This is a genomic window from Microbacterium sp. Leaf203, from assembly GCF_001421275.1.
Taxonomy (GTDB): domain Bacteria; phylum Actinomycetota; class Actinomycetes; order Actinomycetales; family Microbacteriaceae; genus Microbacterium; species Microbacterium testaceum_A.
On sequence record NZ_LMKF01000001.1, the window covers coordinates 46,405 to 70,068 of the forward strand.

The 23,664-nt window shown below is 70.9% G+C and carries 24 protein-coding genes, 1 tRNA gene and 1 pseudogene; 9 read left to right on the forward strand and 17 right to left on the reverse strand.

The window, feature by feature from the left end; translation table 11 throughout:
* Positions 1-11 precede the first annotated feature (11 nt).
* Positions 12-686 (forward strand): pyridoxamine 5'-phosphate oxidase family protein, encoded by a 675-nt coding sequence (locus ASE56_RS00245; RefSeq protein ID WP_082450255.1) that lies wholly within the window; start codon positions 12-14, stop codon positions 684-686.
* 285 nt (positions 687-971) lie between these two features.
* Here ASE56_RS00245 and ASE56_RS00250 read toward each other — a convergent pair whose 3' ends face one another.
* Positions 972-4,427, reverse strand: coding sequence for a bifunctional proline dehydrogenase/L-glutamate gamma-semialdehyde dehydrogenase (locus tag ASE56_RS00250; protein WP_056223908.1), 3,456 nt, complete (start codon positions 4,425-4,427; stop codon positions 972-974).
* A 99-nt stretch (positions 4,428-4,526) separates the two neighbouring features.
* On the opposite strand from ASE56_RS00250, the gene ASE56_RS00255 reads away from it, so the two are divergent.
* Positions 4,527-5,414: a LysR family transcriptional regulator gene (locus ASE56_RS00255; protein ID WP_056223910.1), complete on the forward strand. Its 888-nt coding sequence runs from the start codon at positions 4,527-4,529 to the stop codon at positions 5,412-5,414.
* Positions 5,415-5,423: 9 nt separating this feature from the next.
* Here ASE56_RS00255 and aztD read toward each other — a convergent pair whose 3' ends face one another.
* From aztD to aztB, 4 genes are read right to left on the reverse strand one after another with little or no spacing between them, the layout of a single operon-like run.
* Positions 5,424-6,626 (reverse strand): zinc metallochaperone AztD, encoded by a 1,203-nt coding sequence (gene aztD, locus ASE56_RS00260; RefSeq protein WP_056223912.1) that lies wholly within the window; start codon positions 6,624-6,626, stop codon positions 5,424-5,426.
* A gap of 32 nt (positions 6,627-6,658) precedes the next feature.
* Positions 6,659-7,558 (reverse strand): zinc ABC transporter substrate-binding protein AztC, encoded by a 900-nt coding sequence (gene aztC / locus ASE56_RS00265; RefSeq protein ID WP_056223914.1) that lies wholly within the window; start codon positions 7,556-7,558, stop codon positions 6,659-6,661.
* Between the two features lies 1 nt (position 7,559).
* Complete coding sequence (locus ASE56_RS00270) at positions 7,560-8,774, reverse strand: hypothetical protein (protein WP_056223917.1); 1,215 nt, start codon at positions 8,772-8,774, stop codon at positions 7,560-7,562.
* A 31-nt stretch (positions 8,775-8,805) separates the two neighbouring features.
* A complete protein-coding gene (gene aztB, locus ASE56_RS00275) occupies positions 8,806-9,660 on the reverse strand; it encodes a zinc ABC transporter permease AztB (protein ID WP_056223919.1) in 855 nt (284 codons plus the stop codon).
* 56 nt (positions 9,661-9,716) lie between these two features.
* On the opposite strand from aztB, the gene aztA reads away from it, so the two are divergent.
* Positions 9,717-10,367, forward strand: coding sequence for a zinc ABC transporter ATP-binding protein AztA (gene aztA / locus ASE56_RS00280; RefSeq protein WP_082450256.1), 651 nt, complete (start codon positions 9,717-9,719; stop codon positions 10,365-10,367).
* Here aztA and ASE56_RS00285 read toward each other — a convergent pair.
* Positions 10,339-10,767 carry a MarR family winged helix-turn-helix transcriptional regulator gene (locus ASE56_RS00285; RefSeq protein ID WP_082450257.1) on the reverse strand — a complete coding sequence of 143 codons (429 nt, stop codon included), beginning with the start codon at positions 10,765-10,767 and terminating at the stop codon, positions 10,339-10,341. The two genes, aztA and ASE56_RS00285, sit on opposite strands and share 29 nt — an antisense overlap.
* A gap of 142 nt (positions 10,768-10,909) precedes the next feature.
* Between ASE56_RS00285 and ASE56_RS00290 the strand changes: the two genes are divergently transcribed.
* Together ASE56_RS00290 and ASE56_RS00295 are read left to right on the forward strand one after the other, a co-directional pair.
* On the forward strand, positions 10,910-11,281 hold the full coding sequence (locus ASE56_RS00290) for a hypothetical protein (protein ID WP_056223925.1): 372 nt from the start codon (positions 10,910-10,912) through the stop codon (positions 11,279-11,281).
* 91 nt (positions 11,282-11,372) lie between these two features.
* Positions 11,373-11,720, forward strand: coding sequence for a hypothetical protein (locus tag ASE56_RS00295; protein WP_056223927.1), 348 nt, complete (start codon positions 11,373-11,375; stop codon positions 11,718-11,720).
* A gap of 56 nt (positions 11,721-11,776) precedes the next feature.
* Here the strand turns inward: ASE56_RS00295 and ASE56_RS00300 are convergent.
* From ASE56_RS00300 to ASE56_RS00310, 3 genes are all read right to left on the reverse strand, one after another.
* Positions 11,777-11,861: transfer RNA gene (locus ASE56_RS00300), tRNA-Tyr, on the reverse strand.
* A 91-nt stretch (positions 11,862-11,952) separates the two neighbouring features.
* Positions 11,953-12,834, reverse strand: a complete 882-nt coding sequence (locus ASE56_RS00305; protein WP_056223930.1) for a PfkB family carbohydrate kinase — start codon at positions 12,832-12,834, stop codon at positions 11,953-11,955.
* Entirely contained in the window at positions 12,831-13,331 is a 501-nt protein-coding gene (locus ASE56_RS00310) for an FBP domain-containing protein (RefSeq protein WP_056223932.1), read from the reverse strand. The genes ASE56_RS00305 and ASE56_RS00310 overlap by 4 nt, the downstream gene beginning before the upstream one ends.
* 86 nt (positions 13,332-13,417) lie before the next feature.
* Between ASE56_RS00310 and ASE56_RS00315 the strand changes: the two genes are divergently transcribed.
* The 3 genes from ASE56_RS00315 (at position 13,418) to ASE56_RS17290 (ending at position 15,075) form a co-directional block, all read left to right on the forward strand.
* Positions 13,418-13,906, forward strand: a complete 489-nt coding sequence (locus ASE56_RS00315) for a YajQ family cyclic di-GMP-binding protein (RefSeq protein WP_056223933.1) — start codon at positions 13,418-13,420, stop codon at positions 13,904-13,906.
* A 375-nt stretch (positions 13,907-14,281) separates the two neighbouring features.
* Entirely contained in the window at positions 14,282-14,923 is a 642-nt protein-coding gene (locus tag ASE56_RS00325) for a dihydrofolate reductase family protein (protein ID WP_056223938.1), read from the forward strand.
* A gap of 14 nt (positions 14,924-14,937) precedes the next feature.
* Entirely contained in the window at positions 14,938-15,075 is a 138-nt protein-coding gene (locus ASE56_RS17290; protein WP_164481583.1) for a hypothetical protein, read from the forward strand.
* Between the two features lie 9 nt (positions 15,076-15,084).
* Here the strand turns inward: ASE56_RS17290 and arr are convergent.
* From arr to ASE56_RS00360, 8 genes and pseudogenes are all read right to left on the reverse strand, one after another.
* Positions 15,085-15,492: pseudogene (gene arr, locus ASE56_RS00330) on the reverse strand (NAD(+)--rifampin ADP-ribosyltransferase).
* A 13-nt stretch (positions 15,493-15,505) separates the two neighbouring features.
* On the reverse strand, positions 15,506-15,646 hold the full coding sequence (locus tag ASE56_RS16745) for a hypothetical protein (RefSeq protein WP_156371547.1): 141 nt from the start codon (positions 15,644-15,646) through the stop codon (positions 15,506-15,508).
* Positions 15,647-15,693: 47 nt separating this feature from the next.
* Entirely contained in the window at positions 15,694-17,391 is a 1,698-nt protein-coding gene (locus ASE56_RS00335; protein ID WP_056223939.1) for an AMP-binding protein, read from the reverse strand.
* 20 nt (positions 17,392-17,411) lie between these two features.
* Positions 17,412-18,374 (reverse strand): alpha/beta hydrolase, encoded by a 963-nt coding sequence (locus ASE56_RS00340; RefSeq protein WP_056223941.1) that lies wholly within the window; start codon positions 18,372-18,374, stop codon positions 17,412-17,414.
* A 77-nt stretch (positions 18,375-18,451) separates the two neighbouring features.
* On the reverse strand, positions 18,452-19,825 hold the full coding sequence (locus tag ASE56_RS00345) for an FAD-dependent oxidoreductase (RefSeq protein ID WP_056223943.1): 1,374 nt from the start codon (positions 19,823-19,825) through the stop codon (positions 18,452-18,454).
* A 39-nt stretch (positions 19,826-19,864) separates the two neighbouring features.
* Positions 19,865-20,926, reverse strand: a complete 1,062-nt coding sequence (locus tag ASE56_RS00350; RefSeq protein ID WP_056223945.1) for a polyprenyl synthetase family protein — start codon at positions 20,924-20,926, stop codon at positions 19,865-19,867.
* A gap of 61 nt (positions 20,927-20,987) precedes the next feature.
* Positions 20,988-21,707 carry a demethylmenaquinone methyltransferase gene (locus ASE56_RS00355; RefSeq protein ID WP_056223946.1) on the reverse strand — a complete coding sequence of 240 codons (720 nt, stop codon included), beginning with the start codon at positions 21,705-21,707 and terminating at the stop codon, positions 20,988-20,990.
* A gap of 9 nt (positions 21,708-21,716) precedes the next feature.
* A complete protein-coding gene (locus ASE56_RS00360; RefSeq protein WP_056223949.1) occupies positions 21,717-22,280 on the reverse strand; it encodes a DUF402 domain-containing protein in 564 nt (187 codons plus the stop codon).
* 168 nt (positions 22,281-22,448) lie between these two features.
* Between ASE56_RS00360 and ASE56_RS00365 the strand changes: the two genes are divergently transcribed.
* A complete protein-coding gene (locus ASE56_RS00365; RefSeq protein ID WP_056224213.1) occupies positions 22,449-23,663 on the forward strand; it encodes an isochorismate synthase MenF in 1,215 nt (404 codons plus the stop codon).
* Position 23,664: the final 1 nt, after the last annotated feature.

Genomic DNA, 23,664 nt, shown 5'->3' on the forward strand with positions numbered 1-23,664 from the left:
GGACTGAACCCATGACCGACCTGCCCCTGACCACCCTGACGCGCGTCCGCCGCGGCGCCCACCATCAGCGCACCGACCGCGCGGCCCTGTACGACGTGATCGACACGGCCCTGTACGCCACCCTCGCGATCGTCCGCGACGACCGCCCGGTCGCCCTTCCGGTGGGCATCGGTCGCGACGGCGACGACCTCCTCGTGCACGGCTCGACCGGCAGCGATTTCTTCCGCCGCATCGCCGCCGGAGCCCCGGTGAGCCTGACGATCACGCACCTGATGGGCCTGAAGTACGCTCGTTCGCTCTTCGACAGCTCGATGCGCTACCGCTGCGCGGTCGTGCACGCGGTGGCATCCGTCGTCCCTCCCGAAGAGAAGGAAGCGGCTCTACTCACCCTGTCGGAGCACCTCATGCCGGGGCGCAGCGAAGACGTGCGACCCATGACCGCGCGCGAGATCGCGGCGACCATGGTGCTGCGCATCCCGCTGGCCCAGGCGAGCGTGAAGGACAACGCCGGCTCTCTCGTCGAGGTCGACGACGACGGGGAGGACCGCTCCGTCTGGGCCGGGATGCTGCCGTTGCGGGTCGTCGCCGGCGACCCCGTCACCTCGCCGCAGACGATGGCGGGAACGCCGGTGCCGGAGTCGGTTCGCCGGGCCGCGCGCCGCGTCGAGGCCTCGGGCACGGCCTGAAACCCGACACGGCTCCTGCAATCCGCCCCGCCTGCCGGAACGAGCGCCTCACCCGCGCCCTTGTGCAGGAGTTGTGCGCACCCGCGAGCGTGCAGACCCGCCGCTCCCGCGGGAAGACCCACCGGCTCGCGGCAGAACTCCTGCGTTGCGTCCCGCGAGGCTCCGCGACGCGCCCCGATCCGCGTTCCCGCGGGAGGTGTGGTCAGCGGGGTGCCGTGACTCCCGCACATCGGCGGGACGACGAAGGGCGGGGCCGTCACACGACGGCCCCGCCCTTCTCCGTTCTCAGCCGACCAGCGGCGGCACCTCGTACCGTCGCGGGGTGCCGAAGCGATGCGCCGTGATCGAGACGGCCTGCTCGCGCAGGAACGGCAGCAGTTCGACGTGCCCGGCACGGGTGACCTCGCCCGCGTACACGGCCACCGAGGGCGAACCGTTCGTCGCCTCGGCCACCGCAACGGGCGACCCGCCGAGCAGGCGAATGCGGCCGCCGGTGCGGGCGAGGCGCGCCGCGCGGCGACCCCAGTCCGCGCCGTCTTCGACCGATGCCCGAACTCCCACGCCCTCGAGCCAGGCGCGCACGGCGGGCGAGAGCTCGCGCGCCGTGCTGACCGTCACCGTCGAGCGGGCGCGGACGCCCGCCGCGACCACGCGCACCAGCGCGGCCTCGGAGGCGTCTTCGAGGCGCACGGTCACGGGCACCGCGGCGTAGCGCAGCACGTTCTGCTCCGACTCCAGGCCGGTCACGTCGCGGGCCAGCGCGAACTCCTCGGCCCACGCGGCGGCGTCGCTCGAGAGGGCGGATGCCACCCACTCGCGGTCGGCGGCGGGCACGGCGGCCAGCGCCGGGGCGGCGAGGGCGTCGGGCGTGCGGGGCGCCGAGGTCTCGGCATCCGCCCACTCTCCGAACCCGAAGAGGTAGTGCGGTCCGCCGGCCTTGGTGCCCGCGCCGACGGCCGACTTCTTCCACCCTCCGAACGGCTGGCGCTGCACGATCGCGCCGGTGGTGCCGCGGTTGACGTAGACGTTTCCGGCCTCGATGCGCGAGAGCCACTGCTGGATCTCGGCCTCGTCGAGCGCGTGCAGGCCCGAGGTGAGGCCGTACTCGATGGCGTTGACGATCTCGATCGCCTCGTCGAGGGTCTCGGCGGTCATGATGCCGAGCACGGGGCCGAAGTACTCGGTGCGGTGGAACTCGCTGCCGGGCTGCACGCCCTCGCGGATGCCGGGACGCCAGAGCGATCCCTCGTCGTCGAGGCGCTTCGGCTCGACCACCCAGCGCTGGCCGGGCTCGAGGCTCGTCAGGGCCTTCAGCAGCTTGCCGTTGGCGGGCTCGATGAGGGGTCCGACGCGCGAAGCCTCGTCCCACGGCAAGCCGACCTCGAGAGAGGTGACGGCGTCGACGAGCTGGTCGCGGAAGCGACGCGAGCGCGCGACCGATCCGACGAGCACGACGAGGGATGCCGCGGAGCACTTCTGTCCCGCGTGGCCGAAGGCCGACATCGCGACGTCCTTGGCCGCGAGGTCGAGGTCCGCGCTGGGGGTGACGATCACGGCGTTCTTGCCGCTCGTCTCGGCCAGCAGCGGCAGGTCGGGGCGGAACGAGCGGAACAGCTCGGCCGTCTCGTACGCGCCGGTGAGCACGACCCGCTCGACGGCGGGGTGGGTGAGCAGCTGCCGACCGAGGTCGTTCTCCGACACCTGCACGAGCTTCAGCACCTCGCGCGGAACGCCGGCCTCCCACAGCGCCTCGACCATGACGGCGCCCGAGCGCTCGGCGAGGCCCGCGGGCTTGATGACCACGGCTGAGCCCGCGGCGAGCGCGGCGAGAGTGGAGCCCGCGGGGATCGCGACGGGGAAGTTCCACGGCGGGGTGACCACGGTCACACCGACCGGGGTGAAGGCCGCGCCGTCGACGGTCTCGAGCGTGCGCGCCTGCTCGGCGTAGTAGTGGGCGAAGTCGATCGCCTCCGACACTTCGGGGTCGCTCTGCTCGATGACCTTGCCGCACTCGGCGCCCATGACCTCGAGCAGGTCGGCGCGGCGCTTCTCGAGGGCGTCGCCCGCGCGGTGCAGGATCTCGGCGCGACCGGCGGCCCCGAGCGCGCGCCACGACGCGGCGGCGTCCGCGGCATCCTGGATCACCGCGTTCAGCGCGGTCTCGTCGGTGACCGTGTGGTCGGCGATGGTCTGCGCGCCGAGGGTCGACTCCTCCATGCGCGCGACGATCGCCCGCGACCAGTCGCGGTTGGCCGCGATCGCCGGGTCGGAGTCGGGGGTGTTGCGGAAGCCGTGGGTCGGCGCGGGCGCCGCGGGAGCAGTGCGGTCCTGCACGCGGTTGGACGCTGGCACGCCCGAGGGCATGTCGGCGAGCGAGGCGAGGAAGCGGTCGCGCTCGCGCGAGAACAGCGCCTCGTGGGTGTCGAGGTCGAACACCGCCGACATGAAGTTCTCGCTCGACGCGCCCTCTTCGAGGCGGCGGATCAGGTAGGCGATCGCGACGTCGAACTCCTGCGGGTGCACCACGGGGGTGTACAGCAGGATCGAGCCGACCGTGCGACGCACGACGGCCTGCTGCGCGGTCGCCATGCCGAGGAGCATCTCGACGTCGATGCCGCCGGTGACGCCGCGCCGCTCGGCGAGCAGCCACGCGAGGGCGACGTCGAAGAGGTTGTGCCCGGCGACGCCGATGCGCACGTTCGCGGTGTGCTCGGGGCGCAGCGCGTAGTCGAGTACGGCCTTGTACGAGGCGTCGGTCGCCTGCTTCGAGGGCCAGGTGGCGAGCGGCCAGTCGTGCACATCGGCATCCACCCGCTCCATCGGCAGGTTCGCGCCCTTGACCACGCGCACCTTGATGTGGGCTCCCCCGGATGCCACCCGCGCGGCGGTCCATTCCTGCAGGCGGATCATCGCGGCCAGCGCATCGGGCAGGTAGGCCTGCAGCACGATGCCGGCCTCGACGCCGTGGAACTCGGGCTCGCCCAACAGCGTCTCGAAGACGGCGAGGGTGAGGTCGAGGTCCTTGAACTCCTCCATGTCGAGGTTCAGGAACGTGCCCGTCTCCTTGGCCACCCGGTACAGGGGGCGAAGGGCGGCGACCGCGTCGGCGACGGCGGCATCGAAGGCCCACGGCGTGTGCGGGGCGACGGTGGACGACACCTTGATCGAGACGTAGTCGACGTCGTCGCGCGAGAGCAGCTTGCGGGTGCCGGCCAGGCGCCGCGCCGCCTCTTTCTTGCCGAGGATCGCCTCGCCGAGCAGGTTCACGTTGAGGCGGATGCCGTCTCCCCGACCCCGGATCGAGGTGATCGCCTCGCCGAGCTTGCGGTCGGTGGCGTCGACGATGAGGTGGCGCACCATCGAGCGCAGCGCCGTGCGGGCGGCGGGCACGACGACCTGCGGGAGGATCGGCGCAGCGAATGCGCCGAGGCGGATCGCGGCCTTCAGGTGCAGTGGAAGGAAGCCCGGGATGAGCGGGGTGAGCGCGGCGAGGTTGCGCGCGGCGACGCGCACGTCTTCGGGACGCACGACGCCGTCGACGAAGCCGACGGTGAAGTCGAGGCCGTGCGGGTCGCGGAGCACCCCGGCAAGGCGCTGGGCGGCGGCGTCGACGGGCTCGTCGCGGCTCTCGGCGAGCCAGCGGCGCACGAGGGCGATCGCCTCGTCGGCGAGCTCGTGGGGAGAGACGAGTGCGGCGGGGGTGGTGCCGGACGTGGTGTCGGGGACATCGGTGAGCGACATGGCGATCCTTCCTCGGATGCTCTCAGCATGGGGCTCGCATACGTTCGAGAAAAGCGATGATTCTTGACGCATACTCTTCGATAGACCCGAAAGGATGCCATGTTCGATCTGCGCCGTTTGCGCCTGCTGCACGAGCTGTCGGTGCGGGGCACCCTCGCCGCCGTCGCCGAGGCGCTCGCGTACAGTCCGTCGACCATCTCGCAGCAGCTCGCGCTGCTCGAGAAGGAGGCGGGAGTGCCCCTGCTGGAACCCGACGGCCGCCGCGTGCGCCTCACCGCGCAGGGCGCTGCGCTCGCCGCCCACGCGGCCCGAATGCTCGCCGCCGACGAGGCCGCGCGCGCGGAGCTCGAGCGCATGCGGCCCTCCCTCGCCCCGGTGCGTCTGGCCGTGATGCAGTCCGCCGCGCACGGCCTGCTCCCCCGCGCCCTCGACGCCCTCGCTGAGAGCGAGCCGCAGCTGCGCGTCGAGGTCGCCGAGCTCGCTCCCGAGGAGGGGCTGTTCGAGGTCGCCGCGCGCGGCTTCGACCTCGCTGTGGCCGAGCAGTACCCCGGTCACACGCGCGAGCACCGCGAGGGCCTCGAGCGCGGTCTCCTGGGGCGCGACGCCATCCGTCTCGCCGTCTCGCGCGACGATCCCGCTCAGCACCTCGAAGACCTCCGCGAGCGCGCGTGGGTGATGGAACCGGTGGGCACGGCCGCCCGCCAGTGGGCCACCCAACAGTGTCGGGCCGCCGGGTTCGAGCCCGACGTGAGGTTCGAGATGGCCGACCTCACCGCGCAGGCCCGGCTCGTGGCATCCGGTCATGCCGTGGGGATGATCCCCGACCTCGTCTTCGCGGGCGAGACCCCGCCCGTGCGACTCGTCGGCCTTCCTGACCACCCGCGGCGCGAGGTGTTCACGGCGGTGCGCCGCGGAACGGCCGACCGCCCCGGTGTACGCGCCGTGCGCGCGGCACTGCAGGTGGCGTACGACCGGGGCGGTCGGTAGGGGCGGCGCTTACTTCGTCAGCGCGATCTCGTTCGGGGTCTGCTCGAGTGTCACGCTCTTCACGACCTGGCCGGTGGTGAGGTCGACCGCGTGCACGGCGTTCTTCGCCGGCTCGGTCACGTAGGCGAGGTCACCCGAGACCTTGATGGCGGGGTGGGCGTCCTGCCATTCGGCCGGCCCCTCCCACGCGTCGATCACGGGGAACGCGTCGGTGAACTGCCCGGTCGCGGGGTCGAGCACGTGGATCGCGCCATCGGATGCCAGAACGTAGGCGAGGTCGCCCGGACCCCGGGCCACGTCGCGGAAGGTGTACTCGGCCCCTTCGGGCATGTCGACCACGCGCTGGGTCTTCGCCGCGGTGTCGATCAGCGCGAGGCGGTGGAGCAGGTAGCCCTCGGCATCGCGGTCGTCCTTGTAGTCGCCCACGATGAGCGCGCTGTTCTCGCTCACGTACGCGTTGCCCATGCGGCCGTACGGCTGGTCGGGGGCGGTCAGCTTGGTGAAGGTGCCTTCGTCGTAGACCAGAGCGCCGTTCTCGCAGCCGAAGACGACGACCTCGTCCTTCGCCGTGCCTTCGCCGTGCACGCCGGGGCAGTCGGTGCTCTCGGCGAGGGTGGCACCGGAGGCGTCCTTCGCCACCACGCCGTTGCGGCCGTCGGCGTTGCCGACCGTGGTGAGGAAGGTGCCGTCCTCGAGCACGATCGAGACGCCGTGGTGCGCCTCGACGCCCGGAACCGTCCGAACCTCGGGAAGGGAGTCGGTGGATGCCAAGAGGGCATCGGTGTCGAAGATCGTCGAGTCGCTCGTGCCGTCGGCGTAGAGAACCGTCGTCCCACCGTGCGTGACCACGTGACCGGGCTTGGACGCCGGGAACACGAGGTCGGTGAGCTCGGGGTCGGCGGCCGGGGTCCCGGCATCCAGAACCTGGAATCCCTTGCTCGTGGTCACCATGATGTGGCGACCGTCGCCGGCCGAGTTCAGGCGAGTGAACTCCTCGGACGAGAGATCGCCCAGGGTCTCGAGGCTCTGACCGTCGAGCACCAGGATGCCGCCGGGGTACGACAGGGCGACGCGGGTGGCGGTGTCGGTCGCGGGGCTCGACGCCGGGGCCGCCGACCCGGGGCCGGTTCCGCCGGCGCACGCCGACAGGGTGACGGTGGCGCCGATCGCGAGGGCGACCAGGCCCGCGCGGGGGAGGGAGAAGCTGCGCATTCGTGTCTCTTTCTGGGGTGGGGTGGGTCTCGTCAGGGTGAGAGCCCGGTGGCGATGCGCTGCGTGTTCACGCGCATCATGGTCAGGTAGTCGGGGGCGTCACCGCTCGCGTCGGTCAGCGATTCGGTGAACAGCTCGGTCACCTCGACGTGGCGGTCGGCCTCGTCGGCGAGGGCGTGGACGAGGCGGTCGGGAGACGACGACTCGGCGAAGATCGTCGGCACCTTCGCCTCGTCGATGGCCGAGACGAGATCGGCGAGGTCGCTCGTGCTGGGGGCGGCGAGGGTGGTGCCGCCGGGGATCACGGCCCCGATGAGGCGGAACTCGAAGCGAGCGGCGAGATAGCCGAACACGTGGTGGTTGGTGACCAGCGCCCGGCGTTCGGCGGGAATTGCGGCGAAGGCCGCGGTCATGTCGGCGTCGAGCTGCTCGAGCTGCGCGCGGTAGGCGGCCGATCGCTCGGCGACCGCGGCCCCGCCGAGCTTCTCGAGCTCCGGGGTGAGGCGGTCGACGACGGCGATCATCTGCGCGGGGTCGGTCCAGAAGTGCGGATCGTCCGCCCCGTCGGCGTCGGCCGAGGTGTACGGCAGCACGGTGACGGCGTCACCGGCGACCATCGTGCTCACGCCGTCGGCGGCCGCGGCGTCGAGGTGGTGCTGCAGGCCCTCTTCGAGGCCCAGACCGTTCGCGACCAGCAGGTCCGCCGAGCGCATACGCGCGGCCTCCGCGGCCGAGATCTCGAACGAGTGCGGGTCGGTGCCCGGGCGCATCAGAGTCATCACGTCGACGTCATCGCCGACGAGATTCGACACCACGTCGCCCAGGATGTTCGTGGTCACCACGACCAGAGGGCGGTCGGATGCCGCGCTGCCGGCGCACCCGGTCAGGCACAGCAGGGCTGCCGCGGCGAGGGCGGCGAGGGTACGGCGCATGTCAGCGTCCCGTCTCTGCGAAGAAGAGCGGCGAGCGCTCGGGGGTGAACTCGCGCGCGATCCGCGCGCCGTCGGCGAAGTCGATCTCCCACAACCGGCCCTCGGCGGGCCCGTTGAGGTACGCGCGCTGTTGGTCGGCGACGAGTGTCACAGGAAGCCCCGCGGCGAGACTCTCCGAGACGAGGGGGACGGATGCCGCGCGCACCGCGCCGCTGTCGCCGTCCAGCGTGAGCGCCCGGCCACCGGCGCTCAGCGCCAGGACGTTCGCGGTCTTGTCGTCGACGGCGGTGACCTGAACGAGCGGCTCGGGCGCGGGAAGAAGGGTCCACGTGCGCGCGCGAGTGTCCAGGATCCAGATCCCGACGTCTCCGGCGAGAGCTGCGACGCGGGGTCGCCCCTCGCGGTTGTGGAAAGCCGTCGCCCGCGGCGCGGTGGTGCCCGGCGGGTACGGGACGACCTCGACGACCGGCTGATCGCCCTCGACGCTCGCGAGGACGGCGCCGTCGCGGCATCCGATCACCGCTCCGACGCGGGTCGTGATCGTACCCGCCGGGTCGATGCACGGCGTCGTCGGGCCGAGCGGGGCGCCGTCGGCCGCGCGCAGCGATACCTCTCCCCCGGCGGCGACCGCCGCGAAGGAACCGACCGGGGCGACGAGACCCGCACCCGCTGTCGTCGTCATGCGGAACTTCTCGACGACCTCGCCCTTCGACAGCGCTTCGGTATCGAGCAGAACCGCCTCGCCGGAGCCCGGGAAGAACACGCCCGTACCCCCCGAGGTCGACGAGTTGGATGTCGCGATCGTGGCGACGCCCTCCCCCGCGACCTCATCGAGCACGCGCGCGGGCGCCCGGTAGTAGTGGAAGTGGTCGACGTGGTCCCAGGTCCACACCCCGCTGTCGACGATCGAGACACCGTCGTCGTCGGCCGAGAAGAGGTAGCGACCGTCGGAGTGCACCGCGGCGGGCGCGCGGACGACCCCCAGCTCGGCCGTGGTCTCGTCGAGCAGGTCGAGGTGCGAGACGCGGCCGCCTGCGTCGATGGAGGTCAGACCGAGCGCGGGCTCCGCCACTTCCGCGGCGCCGTCGATCCGACCGTGCGCGTCGGATTCGGGGGCGGCTGTCGAGGCGGACGGCGCTGGCGGGGCGGCGCAGCCGGCCAGAGCGAGCAGGAGGAGAACGCCGACGGGCGCGAGGCGGCGGGAGGAATGAGACATGGGGGCTTTCCAGGTGGAACGGGACAGGGAGTCAGGCGGGCGCGGGCGGGGCCGCGAAGGCGCGGCTGCGCACCTCGTTCGTCGCCCGGCGCAGGAGCCACGAGACGCCGGCGGCCGCGATCGCGGTGGCGGCGATCGTCGCCCCGGCTGCCGTCGCCGCGTGCCACGACACGACGAGACCGACGGCGACGGCGAGAGCGCCGATGGCGGCGGCGAGCACCATGGTCGAGGGGATGCGCTCGGTCCATTGCCGCGCGGCCACGGCGGGGGCGACGAGCAGGCCCACGACGAGCAGCGAACCGACGGCCTGGTACGACGCGACGACCGCGAGGGTCACGAGGCCCACGAGCACCGTCTGCGCCACGCGCGGACGGAGGCCGAGGACGCGCGCGACACGCTCGTCGATCGCGAGGGCGATGAGGCAGCGGTGCGCCAGGGCTGCGGCGGCGATCCCCAGGGCGACCGCGACGGCGAGCACGATGAGGTCGGCCGCGGTGACCGCCAGGATGTCGCCGAACAGGATGGCCGTGGCATCCGTCGCGAAGCTCCCCGCGTGCGAGATGACGATCACCCCGAGTGCGAGCATGCCGACGAAGAGCAACCCGATGCTCGTGTCGTACGACACCTTCGCGCGGCGCTGCAGAACGCCGATGCCGAGGCTCATCACGACGGCGCTGACCGCCGCACCCGCCAGCACGGGGAGCCCCAGCACCGTGGCCAGTGCCACGCCGGGGAGCATGCCGTGGGCCAGCGCCTCGCCCAGGAAGGCCATCCCCCGCACGATCACCCACGTGCCGGCCACCGCGCACAGCACGGCGACGAGCACGCCGCCCAGAAGGGCGCGCTGCACGAAGACGAGCGAGAAGGGATCGAGGAGCCAGGACACGATGTCCGACCGTATCGTTAACTGAGAACGGTTATCAAACTCATATGATGGATGCCATGACGACATGTGCCCTGCGCGCTCGCGGTCTCCGCGTCGAATTCCCCGGCGTCGTCGCGCTCGACGACGTCGACCTCGACATCCCCGACGCGGCCCTCACCGTGATCGTCGGCCCCAACGGCGCGGGGAAGTCGACGCTGCTCGAGGCGCTCGCCGGCGCCCGCCCGCCGGCATCCGGCTCACTCGAGGTCGATGGCCGATCGCGCGCCTTCGTGCCGCAGCGTGCCTCCGTCGCGGAACACCTCCCCCTCACCGTCCGCGACGTCGTCACCGTCGGAGCCTGGGGCCGCCTCGGCGCGTTTCGGCGCCTCACGCGCGCACACCGGGAGTCCGTGGATCACGCAATGCGAAGACTCGACGTGGCACCCCTCGCGCGGCATCCGTTCTCGTCCCTCTCGGGCGGGCAACGGCAGCGTGCGCTCCTCGCGCAGGGACTCGCCCGTGCAGCGGACATTCTTCTCCTCGACGAACCGACCACGGGTCTCGACGCGGCGAGCGCGGAGCTCAATCGCGCCGCGATCAGCAGCGAGATCTCACGCGGGGCAGCCGTGGTGTGCGTCAGTCACGACGAGCGGTTGATCGACGAGGCGGACCACGTGATCCGCATCGAGGCCGGTCGCCTCAGGCCCGCGAGCGAACGCGTTCGGTGATCCGGCGCAGCAGCGCCGCGGCGGCCTCCGCCACCTCGCGCGACTCCAGGCCCACCGCCGCCTCGACCTCGGTCGGGAACCGGCGCAGCGCGCTCCAGGGCTCGGCGTCGAGGTCGACCTCGAGGTAGATGTGGTTGACGCGGCGATCCGCGGCGTCGAGTTCGCGGCGCAGCAGCCCACGACCGATGAGCCGGTCGACGAGGGTCGTGACCCCTGCGGGGGTCACACCGAGGCGCGAGCGCAGATGCGAGGGTCGAATGCCGGGCTCGTCGCAAATGCAGCACAGAGCGGCCGCTTCGAGCTCGCTGACGCCGAGATCGGATCGCGCCTTCGCTGCCATCTCGTCACGCGCTCCGACGTACTCGTCCAGCGCCAGGGTCAACGCAGAGGACTGTGTCATTTCCGCCACCTCCTCCTCGCGGCCCGGCCGGCCACATCTCCACCATAGTGAACATCTCAAATATTTTGCGAAATTAATTAATTTCGTGAAATACGTGCTACCTTAGTGATCAGCCCGTCGACCCCAAGCGAAGGAGATCGCCATGGCCACGTTGTTCTACGGATCCGACACGGACCCCATTGTTCTGCCCGATCGCCTGATGGGGTACATCAAAGTCATCACCTCGACCAAACTGCGGCGTGGAGAATCCTTCACGCTGACCTGGACGGGAACCGCCGACGAGGCCGGCCGTTCCACCATCTGGCTGCAGCCGTCCATTCCCCTGCGGTTCGTCTTCGACGCAGTCGAGCCCGAGCAGCTCGCGGGCGACTACCTGCGCTCGCTCGCCGATCAGGCGAACGCCGCGTCGGGCCTGGTCATCGACGCCCGCACGTGGGAGGCCGCCGAAGGGGCGAGCCACGCCGCCGCGGCCCGCCCGGCCCGCACCGCCGGTCGCCCCGTCCGCGCCGCCTGATACCACCTTCCGCACGATCGATCCAGCCCCGCTCCGCACCCGTCATACTGTTCGGGCGCGTCACATTCGCGCGAATGGATCGGAGAGGCCCGTGCCGGTACGAACGCTGCTCGACAAGTCGCTGCTCGAAGCATGGCTCACCGAATTCCGTGAGCTCGGCTACCTCACCGGCAGCGACATCCGCGTCCTCGATCAAGAGGATGACGCCGACCCCGACACCGGGCTCATCGTCGTCGACCTCAGCGAGGCCAAAACCATCACCTACCTCCAGCCCATCACGGGCGGCGACGGCAGCTGGAAGGCGACGATGGAGGCGCGCGACGCCACCATCGAGCTCGGCGCGGTCGCCCTGGTCAACCTCGGCAACGAGGTCAACGTGCTCGGCGCGCTCGTCGCCTTCCTCGAGACGAAGTCGAAGGCGCTCCTGGCGAAGAGCTGACTCCGGCCCGCGCCGGGAACGAGAAAAGGGCACCCGATCCGGGTGCCCTTTCTTCGTGGTGGCGAGTGAGGGATTCGAACCCCCGAATGCAATGCAGTCTGATTTACAGTCAGATCCCTTTGGCCGCTTGGGTAACTCGCCAGGTGCGCACCCGTCCGGCTTGTTCAGTCGACCGGAGGCGCGATAGACCACTCTACTATCCCCCGGGGGATGCTCGAAACCATCGACGCCCTCACTCGGGCGTACGCAGCAGAGCACCCTCGTGGCGACAGGTCGCGGCAGCGACATCCATGGCGCGCGAGAGCACGGCATCCCACTCCTCCGCGTCCGCGGGGAGTCGGTCTCGGACGAGCGCGGCGGTGGTGGCGAGCACGGCGTCGCCGCCGCCCATCGTGTCGACGATGCGCCCGGGAAGATCGGAGATCCCTCGCGAGACGGTCGTCTCCCCCGCGTCGATCGCTGCCCCGCCGGCGCCGTAGGTCGCGAGCACGGCCCCCACGCCGAGGCCCCCGAGCTTCGTGCGGAGCTCGTCGAGCGGCGTCCCGTAGAGCAGCTGCGCGTCGTCCTCACCGACCTTCACGAGCAGGGCGCCGGACGCCGCTTTCTCGAACCCGCGCACGAACTCGGCCCGATCGCGGAGCATTCCGCTGCGCGGGTTCGGGTCGATCGCGAGCGGGGTCGAGGCGGATGCCGTGGCCTCGATGAGCATGTCGGTCTGCTGAGCGTCGTCGAAGGGGAAGCAGCTGACCACGACCATGGGGGCGTCGGCGATCGCCGCACGCTCGGCGTCACCGTAGGCGACGCGACGGTTCTGGGCGGCCTCGTTGAAGACATAGACGGGCTCACCCTGCGGCGAGCGCGTGCTCACGGCGCGCGACGACCCGTGCTCCGCGGGGCTGGCGAGCAGGTCGACGTCGTGCTCGTCGAGGAAGGCGCGGATCTGCTCCCCCGCGTCGTCGTCTCCGACCATGGCGATGAGGGATGCCGGCACCCCCAGCCGAGAGAGACCCACGGCCACATTCAGTCCCGCTCCTCCGACGAACTCGCGGACACCGGCCTCGTCGCGGATCTCGTCGATCAGCGCGTCGCCGATGACGACGACCCGACCGGTCACCGCGACACCTCGGCGGCGTCGAGCACGCGGGAGACGAAGTCTTCGGTGCGGCGCTTGGTGCCGTCGATCTTGCGGTCGACGCTCGCGCGGATCTCGCTCGGAGCGAGCGGGGCGGCCAGGCGCACCGTCTCGTGACACGACATGTCGGCGCAGATGTAAGTGCCCACGGTGTCGCCGTGCTCGCCCGCGGTGCCCGCTTTGCGGGCGGTGAACAACGACACCTGATCGCCCGGCTGCATCGTGTGGCAGAGGTTGCACATCGCCGACCGCGCGCGGGACTGCCCCTCGGCCGCGCGCAGCACGATCGCGGTGGGCTCGCCGTCCCGCTCGGTGACGATGTAGCCGCGGCCGCGGGTGCGCGGGTCACGCCACGCCAAGAAGTCGAGGTGGTCCCAGTCGGTCAGCAGGAAATCGTGCGGGAGCTCGACCACTCGCAGCTCCTCGGGGGCGGCGTTCACGAACGCCGCCCGCACCTCTTCATCGGTGAGTGCTCGCATGGCATCCGAGTCTACGAGCGCGCCGCTCCTGCGGGGCCGCCCGCGATCCTCGGGCGCTCCGGCGCATCCCCCGGTAGATTTGAACCATGGCTGATTCTTCGTTCGACATCGTCTCCAAGATCGACCGGCAGGAAGCCGACAACGCGCTCAACCAGGCGCACAAAGAGGTAGAGCAGCGCTACGACTTCAAGGGCACCGACGCGTCCATCGCTTGGAGCGGCGATTCGATCGTCATCAAGGCGAACTCCGAGGAGCGCGCCAACGCCGTGCTCGACGTCTTCCAGACCAAGTTGATCAAGCGCGGTATCTCGCTGAAGAGCCTCGAGACGGGCGAGCCCGTGCAGAGCGGCAAGGAGTACCGCATCACCTCCACCCTCAAAGAGGGCATCTCGCAGGAGAACGCCAAGAAGGTGAACAAGATCATCCGCGACGAGGGCCCCAAGGGCGTCAAGTCGCAGATCCAGGGCGACGAACTGCGCGTGCAGTCGAAGTCGCGCGACGACCTGCAGGAAGTGCAGCGCCTGCTCAAGGCGGCCGACCTCGACGTCGACCTGCAGTTCACGAACTACCGCTGACCCTCGGGTGGTCGTCTCTCCGCCTCAACGCTCCCCCATCTGCTTGCGCCATATGCTGTGGGGGGCCGGATTGTCGCTTGCGGGGGCAATGTTCGGTGCGGTGGGCCTCTGGGTCGGAGCGCAGTTCGCGTCCCAGCCGCAGATCGAAGGGTTGCCCGCGGTCAGCGCGTGGATGGTCGGGGTGATGTGCGCGGCGGCGGGAATAGTCGGTGCGGCTCTGACTCTGGGCTACTCCTCCCGTGTCACGGCTACACGACACCGTCGAGCACTCGCGCGGGCCGCGGCCGGTGTAGCACTTGGGGCGTCCGTCGCGGTTGTGCTCACCTACATCATCGCGCCTTTCCTCTGAGGGGCAGCCTGCGAGAGACTGCTCCCATGGCCGTCCGAGTCGATCTGAACATCTCGCTCGATTGCGTGGCGATGCCCGCCGACCCCACGCCCGAGAATCCCATGGGCGAGGACTGGGGCCGGCTCGTCGCCGACTACATGGCGACGAAGACCTTCCGCGAGCGCGTCTTCCGCGACACCTCCGGAGCGGGCACGACCGGCGTGGACGACCGGTACGCGGCCGCGTACTTCGAGGGCATCGGCGCCGAGGTGATGGGCGCGGCGATGTTCGGCCTGCACTCTTTTCCCGACGATCCGGACTGGCGCGGCTGGTGGGGTGACGAACCACCGTTCGAGGTGCCGGTGATCGTGCTCACGCACCGCGAGCGCGAACCCCTCTCCTTCGCGAACGGCACCCGGTTCGAGTTCTCGTCGGAGAGCATCGCGGATGCCGTGGCCCGGGCCACCGATCTCGCGAACGGCGCCGACGTGAGGGTCGGCGGTGGTCTGTCGACGGTGCGGTCCGCGCTGGCTGCGGGTCTCGTCGACCGTCTGCACGTCGCCGTCCGCCCCGTGATCCTCGGCCGCGGCGGCCGCCTCTGGGACGACCTGCGCAACCTCGACGAGGACTACACCGTCACCTCGGAGGTCGCCGAGTCCGGTGTCGTGCACGTCACCTTCGCGCGGTGAGCGCGGAGAGCCCGATGGAGCAGCCCCTCAGCCCCCTCACGTGCCCCACGTGCGACGATCCCCTGCGGTTCGAGATCCTCGACGACGAGCGGTTCCTCGTCGCGTGGTCGTGCGTGAACTGCGGGCTGATCCGCACGACCGAGCCGGTGTGAGCAGACCCCTCAGTTGATGATCTCGGCGTTCTCGTCGCGCATCTCGGTGAGGCGGTGCCGCCACCAAGCGAGGGTCTCCGGCGTCAGCCGGGTCCAGTCGTCGCGCTCGGCGATGATGCGCAGCGGAGCCGCGGAGCGGAACGAGCGCGTCGGGTTGCCGGGGAACTTCTTGTCGGTCACGTTCGGGTCGTCTTCGAACGGTCCCGTCGGCTCGACCTCGTAGACGCGCGGCGGGGCCTCGCCCGGAATGATCTCCGCGGCGAGACCCGCGCCGTCGAGGCGCGAGGTGAACTAGATGTGGTTCATCGTCACCCCGGGCCGGTAGTTCGACCGGAACCCGGGCATCAGCAGATCGCCCACCCGCAGGTCAGCCTTCGTGCCGTGGAAGAACGGTCCGTCGTCGAGCGGTTCAGCCATGCAGACGAGTGTGTCAGCCCTCGATGCCGTTGATCATCTGGGTGATCTCGCGCTCGGTCTCGCGACCGAGGTTGCGCTCCTCCATCAGCGAGGGCATGTCGCTGTCGTCATCGACGGAAGGGTTCTCGAACGGCTGCTTCTGATCCTTTTCCATGCATCGATGCTCACACGCGACGACGGTGGCCGCGAGGGGCTTGCGCGTCAGCGATCGCCCCGCAGCGCGGCATCCGTCCACTCGACGCAGTCGATCTCTCCGCGGAACACCGCCTCTTCGCGCTGGCGCAGCTCGACGCGGCGGATCTTGCCCGAGATCGTCTTGGGCAGCTCGAAGAACTCGACGCGGCGCACCCGCTGGAACGGGGCGAGCCGCTCGCGCGCGAAGCGCAGGATGTCGAGCGCGACCTCCTCGCCCGCCTCGTGTCCGCCGGCGAGCACGATGTAGGCCTTCGGCACCGCGAGGCGCAGCTCGTCGGGCGCGGGCACGACCGCGGCCTCCATGACCGCCGGATGCTCGATCAGCACGCTCTCGAGCTCGAACGGGCTGATCTTGTAGTCCGAGGCCTTGAAGACGTCGTCGGTACGGCCGATATAGGTGATGCTGCCCGTCTCATCGCGCCGCGCCACATCGCCGGTGTGGAAGAGCCCGTCGGCGAACGCCTCGGCGTTGCGCTCGGGGTCGCCCACGTACCCCGTCGTGAGGTTGACGGGCCGCTCGGTGAGGTCGATGCAGATCTCGCCCTCGTCGGCGCGCTCGCCCGTCACCGGGTCGACGAGCACGACCGGGCACCCGGGCAGGGGCCGCCCCATCGAGCCCGGAACGAGGTCGGCGCCCGGGGTGTTGGCGACGACCGCGGTCATCTCGGTCTGCCCGTACCCGTCGCGGATGTCGAGGCCCCACGCGCGCTGCACCGAGGCGATGACCTCGGGATTGAGCGGCTCACCCGCCGACACGACCTCGCGCAGCGACCCGCGGCGCCCGGTCAGATCGGCCTGGATGAGCATGCGCCACACCGTCGGCGGCGCGCAGAAGGTCGTCACGCGGTCGTTCTCGAGCTCGGTGAGCAGGCGCTCCGCCGAGAAGCGCGAATAGTTCAGGGCGAGCACTGTCGCCCCGGCGATCCACGGCGCGAAGAACAGGCTCCACGCGTGCTTGGCCCACCCGGGCGAGCTGATCGCGAGGTGCACGTCGCCGGGCTGCAGCCCCAGCCAGTACATCGTGCTGAGGTGACCGACCGGGTACGACGAGTGCGTGTGCTCGACGAGCTTGGGCTTCGAGGTCGTCCCCGAGGTGAAGTACAGCAGCAGGCGCTCGTCGGCAGTGGTCCCCGGATGCCGAGCGGGCTCCGCCTCGACGGCGAAGGCGTCCGAGTAGGTCGCCCACCCCGTGTGCTCGCCACCGACGACGATGCGACCGAGACCCTCGGGCAGGTCGTCGAACTTGGCGGCATCCGCCGCTCCGACGACGACGTGGCGGATCTCGGCGCGCTCGATGCGGTCGGCGAGGTCGACCGAGCCGAGCGCCGTGGTTGTCGGGGCGATGACGCCGCCGAGCTTCATGATGCCGAGCATGGCTTCCCACAGCTCCACCTGGTTGTCGAGCATGAGCAGCACAGTCTCGCCGCGGCGGACGCCCCGCGTCTCGAGCCACGCGGCGACCTGGTCGGAGCGCCGCGCGAGCTCGTCGAACGTGCGCTCGTGGTGCGTTCCGTCATCGTCGACGACGATCAGCGCCGTGCCGTCGTTGCCGCGGGCCATCGGATCGAACCAGTCGATCGCCCAGTTGAACGCCCCCTCGAAGCTCGGCCAGACGAAGTCCGCGGCGGCGGCGGGATCGGTGCGGACGGCGAGAAGGTGGTCACGGGCGGCGCGGTAGCGCTCGGTCGCGGCGGTGGGTGTCATGGAGCTCCTTCGAACGCGTTCTACGCTAGACCTCTCGCCCAGGCCGCGAGTGCGTCGAAAGCCCGAGCCCTGGCATCCGGGGCGGATAAGAACACGTCGTGCAGCGCCCCATCGATCCGGGCGATGGTGACGGTTCTCGCGATGCGGGTCGCCGAACGGGCGATGTCGTCGACCACGAGCACCGAGTCGGTCTCGCGCATCGCGTCGTTCCAGGTGAGTGCCGGCGTGGACCTCGCCGACAGCAGCACGAGCGCCGGGCAGCCCACGTCGACTCCGGATGCCACCCGCGCGTGCCCCGCGATGATCGCCGCGAGCCAGCCGGGGTGGGTGGGAAAACCCTGCGGCGGTCGCCAGCCCTCGGGGCTGTCGGGCAGAGTGCCCAGATCGCGTTGCGCCCGCGTGTAGAAGCCGAGGTCGACCACCGGATGCGTGCCGAGGGGGTCGAAGCGGGCGCGCGCGTTGACGATCGGCGCCAGGGCCTGACGTCCGAGCGGGCCGAGCTGCAGTTCGAGCCACGGGCTGTTCAGCACGAGGGCGTCGGCGACGCCGGGATGCCGCGCGGCCCAGAGCGTGAGGGTGAGTCCCCCCGTGCTGTGGCCGAGCAGAAGCAGGCATCGGTTCTCTCGTTTCGTGGCCATGGCGTCGAGGGCCGCCCCGATGTCGGCGTCGTAGACGTCGAGGGCTGCGATGTATCCCGGAGCCTGCCCGGGCCGCAGACTCCGGCCGTACTTGCGCAGGTCGAGGGCGTAGAAGCGCGCCCCGCGGTCGGTGAAGAAGCGCGCGAGGTCGGTCTGGAAGAAGTAGTCCGACCAGCCGTGCACGTAGAGGACGTCGGTGTCGCGCAGGTCGCCGAAGAGGCGCGCGCCGGGGTGCGGTCGGGACCGGACCAGCGTCGCGACGACCTCGCCCTCGGCATCCTCGCCAAGAGGCAGCGTCTGCTGCTCGAAACCGTCGCCGAGGACGTCCGGTCGCCACTCCCCCATCGCCCCAGCCTACGACGGGCGTTTTCGCGAAGAGCCGCCCGCGTCGCGATGACGGGGCGGCTCTTCAGCGGGGAGGGCTACTCGCCGCGCGAGATCTTGATCATCTCGTCGCGGGGCACGACCTTGATGCGCGCGCGCTCGTGCGGAGCGCCGAGCGCGACCTCGTGCTCGTCGAGGCGGTGCCAGCCGTCGAGGTCGGTCCAGCGCACGCCACGCTCCTCGAGCAGAGCCGGGATGGCCTCTTCCTCGGGGTGCTCGGGCCGCCACCACTCCGCCTGGTCATTGATGACGTGGCGCACCGTCTCCATGGCATCCGACTTGGTGTGTCCGATGAGGCCGACGGGACCGCGCTTGATCCAGCCGGTGGCGTAGACGCCGGGCAGTCGGGAGTTCGAGTCGGCCGAGAGCACCTGACCCTCGTGGTTGGGGATGACGCCGTGCTGCTCGTCGAAGGGGACGTCCTTCAGGGGCGAGCCGAAGTAGCCGACCGCGCGGTACAGCGCCTGGATGGGGACCTCGCGGATCTCGCCCGTGCCGACGACTCCGCCCTCGGCGTCGGGCTTCGTGCGCTCGTAGCGGAAGGCGGCCACCCGGCCCTCGTCGTCGGTGACGACCTCGACGGGCTTCGCCCAGAAGTGGAGGTGCAGGCGGCGCGACGCCTCGCCCCCGGCGTTGTTCACGCCCGGGCGGGTGCGCCACTGCTGCAGCACGCGGTCGATGACCTTGACCTGCTTGTTGGTCTCGATGGCGGTCTTCGAGGCCTCGTCGTAGTCGAAGTCCTCGTCGTAGACGACCATGTCGACGTCGCGCAGCTCGCCGAGCTCGCGGAGCTCCAGCGGGGTGAACTTCACCTGGGCGGGACCACGACGACCGAAAACGTGGACGTCGGTGACCGGAGAGGCCTTGAGCCCCTGGTACACGTTGTCGGGCACCTCGGTGGGCAGCAGGTCGTCGGCGTGCTTGGCCAGCATGCGGGTCACGTCGAGGGCGACGTTGCCGTTGCCGATCACGGCGACCGACTCGGCCTCGAGAGGCCACTCGCGCGGCACGTCGGGGTGACCGTCGAACCAGCTGACGAAGTCGGCGGCGCCGTAGGACCCCTTCGCGTCGATGCCGGGGATGTCGAGGTCGGCGTCGCGGATCGCGCCGGTCGAGAAGATGACGGCGTTGTAGTGCTTCTTCAGGTCGTCGAGGGTGATGTCCTCGCCGAAGCGCACGTTGCCGAAGATGCGGATGTCGCCGCGGTCGAGCACTTCGCGCAGCGCCGTGACGACGCCCTTGATGCGCGGGTGGTCGGGGGCGACGCCGTAGCGCACCAGGCCGTAGGGCGCAGGCAGCTGCTCGAACAGGTCGATGGAGACGTCGAACTGACGCTCGGACTTCAGCAGGATGTCGGCGGCGTAGATGCCGGCGGGGCCGGCTCCGACGATGGCGAGGCGCAGCTTCGTCATGGGTTCCTCTCGATCGCGATCGGGGGGGTGGGGAAAGGGTCAGGCCGAGCGGTCGGCCACGGCGCGGGCGAAGCGCGTCAACGCTTCGCGCACGGCGCCGTCGGGCAGCGGCGCGAGGGCGTCGATCGCCTCTTGCGACCACTGGTGCGCGAGGCGCAGGGTCTCGTGCGTGGTGTCGTGCTCGCGCAGTTCGGCGAGCGGTCCGTCGAGCACCGACGAGTCGGCGCCGGCGGCGATGCGCTGCTGACCTTCGTCGATGCGGGCGCGGAGATCGGCGGATGCCGCGTCGGAGCGGTGCCCGAGCAGCAGGTACGGCATGGTCGGGACACCGGCGCGCAGGTCGGTTCCGGGGACCTTGCCGGTCTCGGAGGGATCCGGCGACAGGTCGATCACGTCGTCGAGCAACTGGAAGGCGACTCCGGCCTTCTCTCCGAACACGACCATGGGCTGCTCGAACTCCTCGGGCGCACCCGAGTAGATGACACCCGACTGCGCGGCCGCGGCGATGAGCGAACCGGTCTTGTCGGCGAGCACTTTGAGGTAGAAGTCGACGGGCTCGTCGCCCTCTTGCGGGCCCACGGTCTCGTGCATCTGCCCGAGCACGAGGCGCTCGAAGGTGTCGGCCTGCAGCTGGATCGCGCGCTCACCGCGGCGGGCCATGAGCTGGCTCGCGCGGGCGAAAAGCAGGTCGCCGGTGAGGATGGCGATGTTGTTGCCCCACACCGTCTGCGCGCTCGGGACGCCGCGGCGCTTGTCGGCGCCGTCCATGACGTCGTCGTGGTACAACGAGCCGAGATGGGTCAGCTCGAGCGCCGTGGCGACCTCGACGACCTCTTTCGTGGTGCCCTGACCGAGCTGCGCGGTCAGGATGGCGAGCATAGGTCGCACACGCTTGCCGCCGGCCTCGTAGAGGTAGCGGGCGGTGACGTCGGCGAGCTTGTCGGCGCTGCGCACCTCGCCCTCGAGCTCGGTCTCGACGCGCGCGAGGCCCGCCTCGACGGTGGAGAGGAGGGTGCGCGAACGCAGGCCTGCGAAGATGCGGTCACTCAGGCCCAGCTTGCCCGACAGGCGGGTGCCGGCCGCGGGCGGTCTCGGGGTCACGGTTTCAGCCTATCCTGGCGCGCTGAGGGCCCGCCGACGGTATCTCGACGGTTGACAGGGGTTAAGAAGCGGGACGGATGCCGCGGTGCAGCGCGACGATGCCGAAGGTGAGGTTGCGGTAGGCCACGTCATCCCATCCGGCATCCCTCATCCATCCGGCGAGAGTGGGCTGGTCGGGCCAGTCGCGGATCGACTCGTTGAGGTAGTCGTAGGCCTCGGCGTTCGAGCTGACGGCCTTCGCGACGATCGGGAGGACCCGGTCGTTGTAGAAGCGGTAGAGACCGTTGAACGCGCGGGACGGCGGGTGCGAGAACTCGCACACCACGATGCGCCCGCCGGGGCGGGTCACGCGGCGGAGTTCGCGGAGGGCCCGACGCGGGTCGATGACGTTGCGCAGACCGAACGACATCGTCACGGCGTCGAACTCGCCATCGGCGAAAGGCAGGTCGGTGGCGTCGGCCTGCACGAACTCGAGGTTCGGCACGTCGCCGTGACGGCGGCGTCCCTCCTCGATCATGCCGCGCGAGAAGTCGGCGGCGACCACGTGGGCCCCGCTCGGCACGAACGCCATCGACGAGGTGCCGGTGCCGGCGGCCAGGTCGAGGATGCGCTCCCCGCGCTGCGGAGCGACCGCGCGCAGCGTCGCGACGCGCCAGAAGCGGTCGTTGCCGAGACTGAGCACGGTGTTCGTGCGGTCGTAGGCCGCGGCGACCTGGTCGAACATTCCGCTGACGCGCTTCGGGTCTTTGCCGAGATCGGCGCGGTTGGGGTCGCTGCTCACCCGTCGAGTCTAGGCGCGTGCCGCGGGGCGGTCGTCGGGGGTTGCCATCGACGCGAGGCGTTCGAGCCAGGGGCCGGTCACCGCATCCGAGAACGGCGCCTCGCGCGCGAGCACCCGCCGCTCGAGGTCGAGGGCCGTGGCCTCGAGGTGCTCGACGATCTCGGCCGGGTAGCCGTACTGCACGCGGTGCTCGTCCCACTCGTCGCGATCGTCGACCCAGGTGCCGCGCTCGTCGGTGCGCCGCACGACGTCGAGGTCCATGTCGATGCCGCGGGGCACGCCGTCGTCGTGCCAGCGGACGTCCCACGCCAGGTCGATGTACACCGCGACCGGGTGCGGTTCGGCGTTGTGGGTGAACGCCCAGTCCCCCGTCGCCGGCACGAGCGTCACGTTCGGCTGTCGGCAGACGAACTCGGCGCCCGGTCTCGCGCTGCGCCACCCCACCTGCTGGCCGAACCACTCGCCCCACTCGTCGGATCCGAGGTAGACGCTGTCCTGCACCCAGTGCGGGGAGCCGTCCCATTTGCGCCACTCGAACATCAGCCGGGTGCCGGGGGCGGGTCGAGGATCCATGTTCGGAGTCTAAAACGTGCTCGGCCACCCCCGTCTCGCTCGACGCCGAAGCATCCCGGTCACCCGTCCCGCCGCCCTGCCGCCCGCGGGTCTACGCTGAAAGACGTGCTCGAACCCGCGGAAGACGTCGTGCCGCGCCTGCGCGTGGTCACGCGCGAGCTGCCCCCGATGGACGATGTCCTCGCCTACACGACTCCGTACGACCCCCTGTTCTGGAGCCGCCGCGGAGAGTCGCTCGCGGCCTTCGGCGACCTGCTGACGCTGCGGTACGCCGGAGAGCAGCCGGGCGACGCCACCATCTCGGAGCGCTGGCGCGCGATCGCCGCCGCCGCCGAGATCGACGACCCCGTGCAGCTGCCGGGCACGGGCCTCGTGGCATTCGGGTCGTTCGTGTTCGATCCGCACTCGGAGCGCGAGAACGTGCTGCGCGTGCCCGGCATGATCGTCGGTCGCCACAGCGGCCGTGCGTGGGTCACCCGCCTCGCCTTCGACGACACCCCCGACGGGCCCGAACCCGAGCTCCCACCCCGCTCCCCCTTCGGTCCGCACTGGTCCGCGACGCTCGGCCCCGGTCGGCAGACGGCGGAGAAGTATCAGGATGCCGTCCGCCAGGCCATCGAGGCCATCGGCCGCCGCGAGGTGGGCAAGGTCGTCCTCGCCCGCGACATCACGGGCACCGTCCCCGCCGGGTCCGACCTGCGGCGCCTCGTCCGGTCCCTGCTCGAGGGGTACCCCGACTGCTGGGTCTTCGCGGTCGACGGACTCATCGGCGCGAGCCCCGAGACCCTCGTCACCGTCTCCGGCGGAACGGTGACCGCTCGCGTCCTCGCCGGTACCGTCGCGCGCGGCGGTGACGCCGACGCCGATGTCGCGGCATCCATCGGTCTCACCCGGAGCACGAAGGACCAGGACGAACACCGGTTCGCCGTGCAGAGCGTGCTCAAGGCCCTCGGGCCCCACACCTCGGCGCTCGCCGCGGCGGATGAGCCCTTCACCCTGAAGCTGCCGAACGTCTGGCACCTGGCCACCGACGTCGAGGGCGAGCTGAGCGAGGACGCGTCCTCGCTCGACCTGATCTCGGTGCTGCATCCGACGGCCGCGGTCGCGGGGACCCCCACCGCCGCGGCGATGGACGTCATCCGTCGTCTCGAGCCCTTCGACCGCGGGCGGTACGCCGGCGCGGTCGGGTGGACGGCCGCCTCGGGCGACGGCGAGTGGGCCATCGCCCTGCGGTGCGCGCAGATCGACCGTGCCGCCCCCTCGTCGCCGACCGCGCCGATCACCGCCTACGCCGGCGCGGGCATCGTCGCCGACAGCGTGCCGGAGTCCGAGCTGCTCGAGACGCGCGTGAAGTTCCGCCCGATCGTCGAGGCGCTGGCCTGAC

Coding starts and splice junctions, on each gene's coding strand:
- ASE56_RS00245 (WP_082450255.1), top strand. CDS start 12: ATGACCGACCTGCCCCTGACCACCCTGACGCGCGTCCGCCGCGGCGCC.
- ASE56_RS00250 (WP_056223908.1), bottom strand. CDS start 4,427: ATGTCGCTCACCGATGTCCCCGACACCACGTCCGGCACCACCCCCGCC.
- ASE56_RS00255 (WP_056223910.1), top strand. CDS start 4,527: ATGTTCGATCTGCGCCGTTTGCGCCTGCTGCACGAGCTGTCGGTGCGG.
- aztD (WP_056223912.1), bottom strand. CDS start 6,626: ATGCGCAGCTTCTCCCTCCCCCGCGCGGGCCTGGTCGCCCTCGCGATC.
- aztC (WP_056223914.1), bottom strand. CDS start 7,558: ATGCGCCGTACCCTCGCCGCCCTCGCCGCGGCAGCCCTGCTGTGCCTG.
- ASE56_RS00270 (WP_056223917.1), bottom strand. CDS start 8,774: ATGTCTCATTCCTCCCGCCGCCTCGCGCCCGTCGGCGTTCTCCTCCTG.
- aztA (WP_082450256.1), top strand. CDS start 9,717: ATGACGACATGTGCCCTGCGCGCTCGCGGTCTCCGCGTCGAATTCCCC.
- ASE56_RS00285 (WP_082450257.1), bottom strand. CDS start 10,767: ATGACACAGTCCTCTGCGTTGACCCTGGCGCTGGACGAGTACGTCGGA.
- ASE56_RS00290 (WP_056223925.1), top strand. CDS start 10,910: ATGGCCACGTTGTTCTACGGATCCGACACGGACCCCATTGTTCTGCCC.
- ASE56_RS00310 (WP_056223932.1), bottom strand. CDS start 13,331: ATGCGAGCACTCACCGATGAAGAGGTGCGGGCGGCGTTCGTGAACGCC.
- ASE56_RS00315 (WP_056223933.1), top strand. CDS start 13,418: ATGGCTGATTCTTCGTTCGACATCGTCTCCAAGATCGACCGGCAGGAA.
- ASE56_RS00325 (WP_056223938.1), top strand. CDS start 14,282: ATGGCCGTCCGAGTCGATCTGAACATCTCGCTCGATTGCGTGGCGATG.
- ASE56_RS17290 (WP_164481583.1), top strand. CDS start 14,938: ATGGAGCAGCCCCTCAGCCCCCTCACGTGCCCCACGTGCGACGATCCC.
- ASE56_RS16745 (WP_156371547.1), bottom strand. CDS start 15,646: ATGGAAAAGGATCAGAAGCAGCCGTTCGAGAACCCTTCCGTCGATGAC.
- ASE56_RS00335 (WP_056223939.1), bottom strand. CDS start 17,391: ATGACACCCACCGCCGCGACCGAGCGCTACCGCGCCGCCCGTGACCAC.
- ASE56_RS00340 (WP_056223941.1), bottom strand. CDS start 18,374: ATGGGGGAGTGGCGACCGGACGTCCTCGGCGACGGTTTCGAGCAGCAG.
- ASE56_RS00345 (WP_056223943.1), bottom strand. CDS start 19,825: ATGACGAAGCTGCGCCTCGCCATCGTCGGAGCCGGCCCCGCCGGCATC.
- ASE56_RS00360 (WP_056223949.1), bottom strand. CDS start 22,280: ATGGATCCTCGACCCGCCCCCGGCACCCGGCTGATGTTCGAGTGGCGC.
- ASE56_RS00365 (WP_056224213.1), top strand. CDS start 22,449: ATGGACGATGTCCTCGCCTACACGACTCCGTACGACCCCCTGTTCTGG.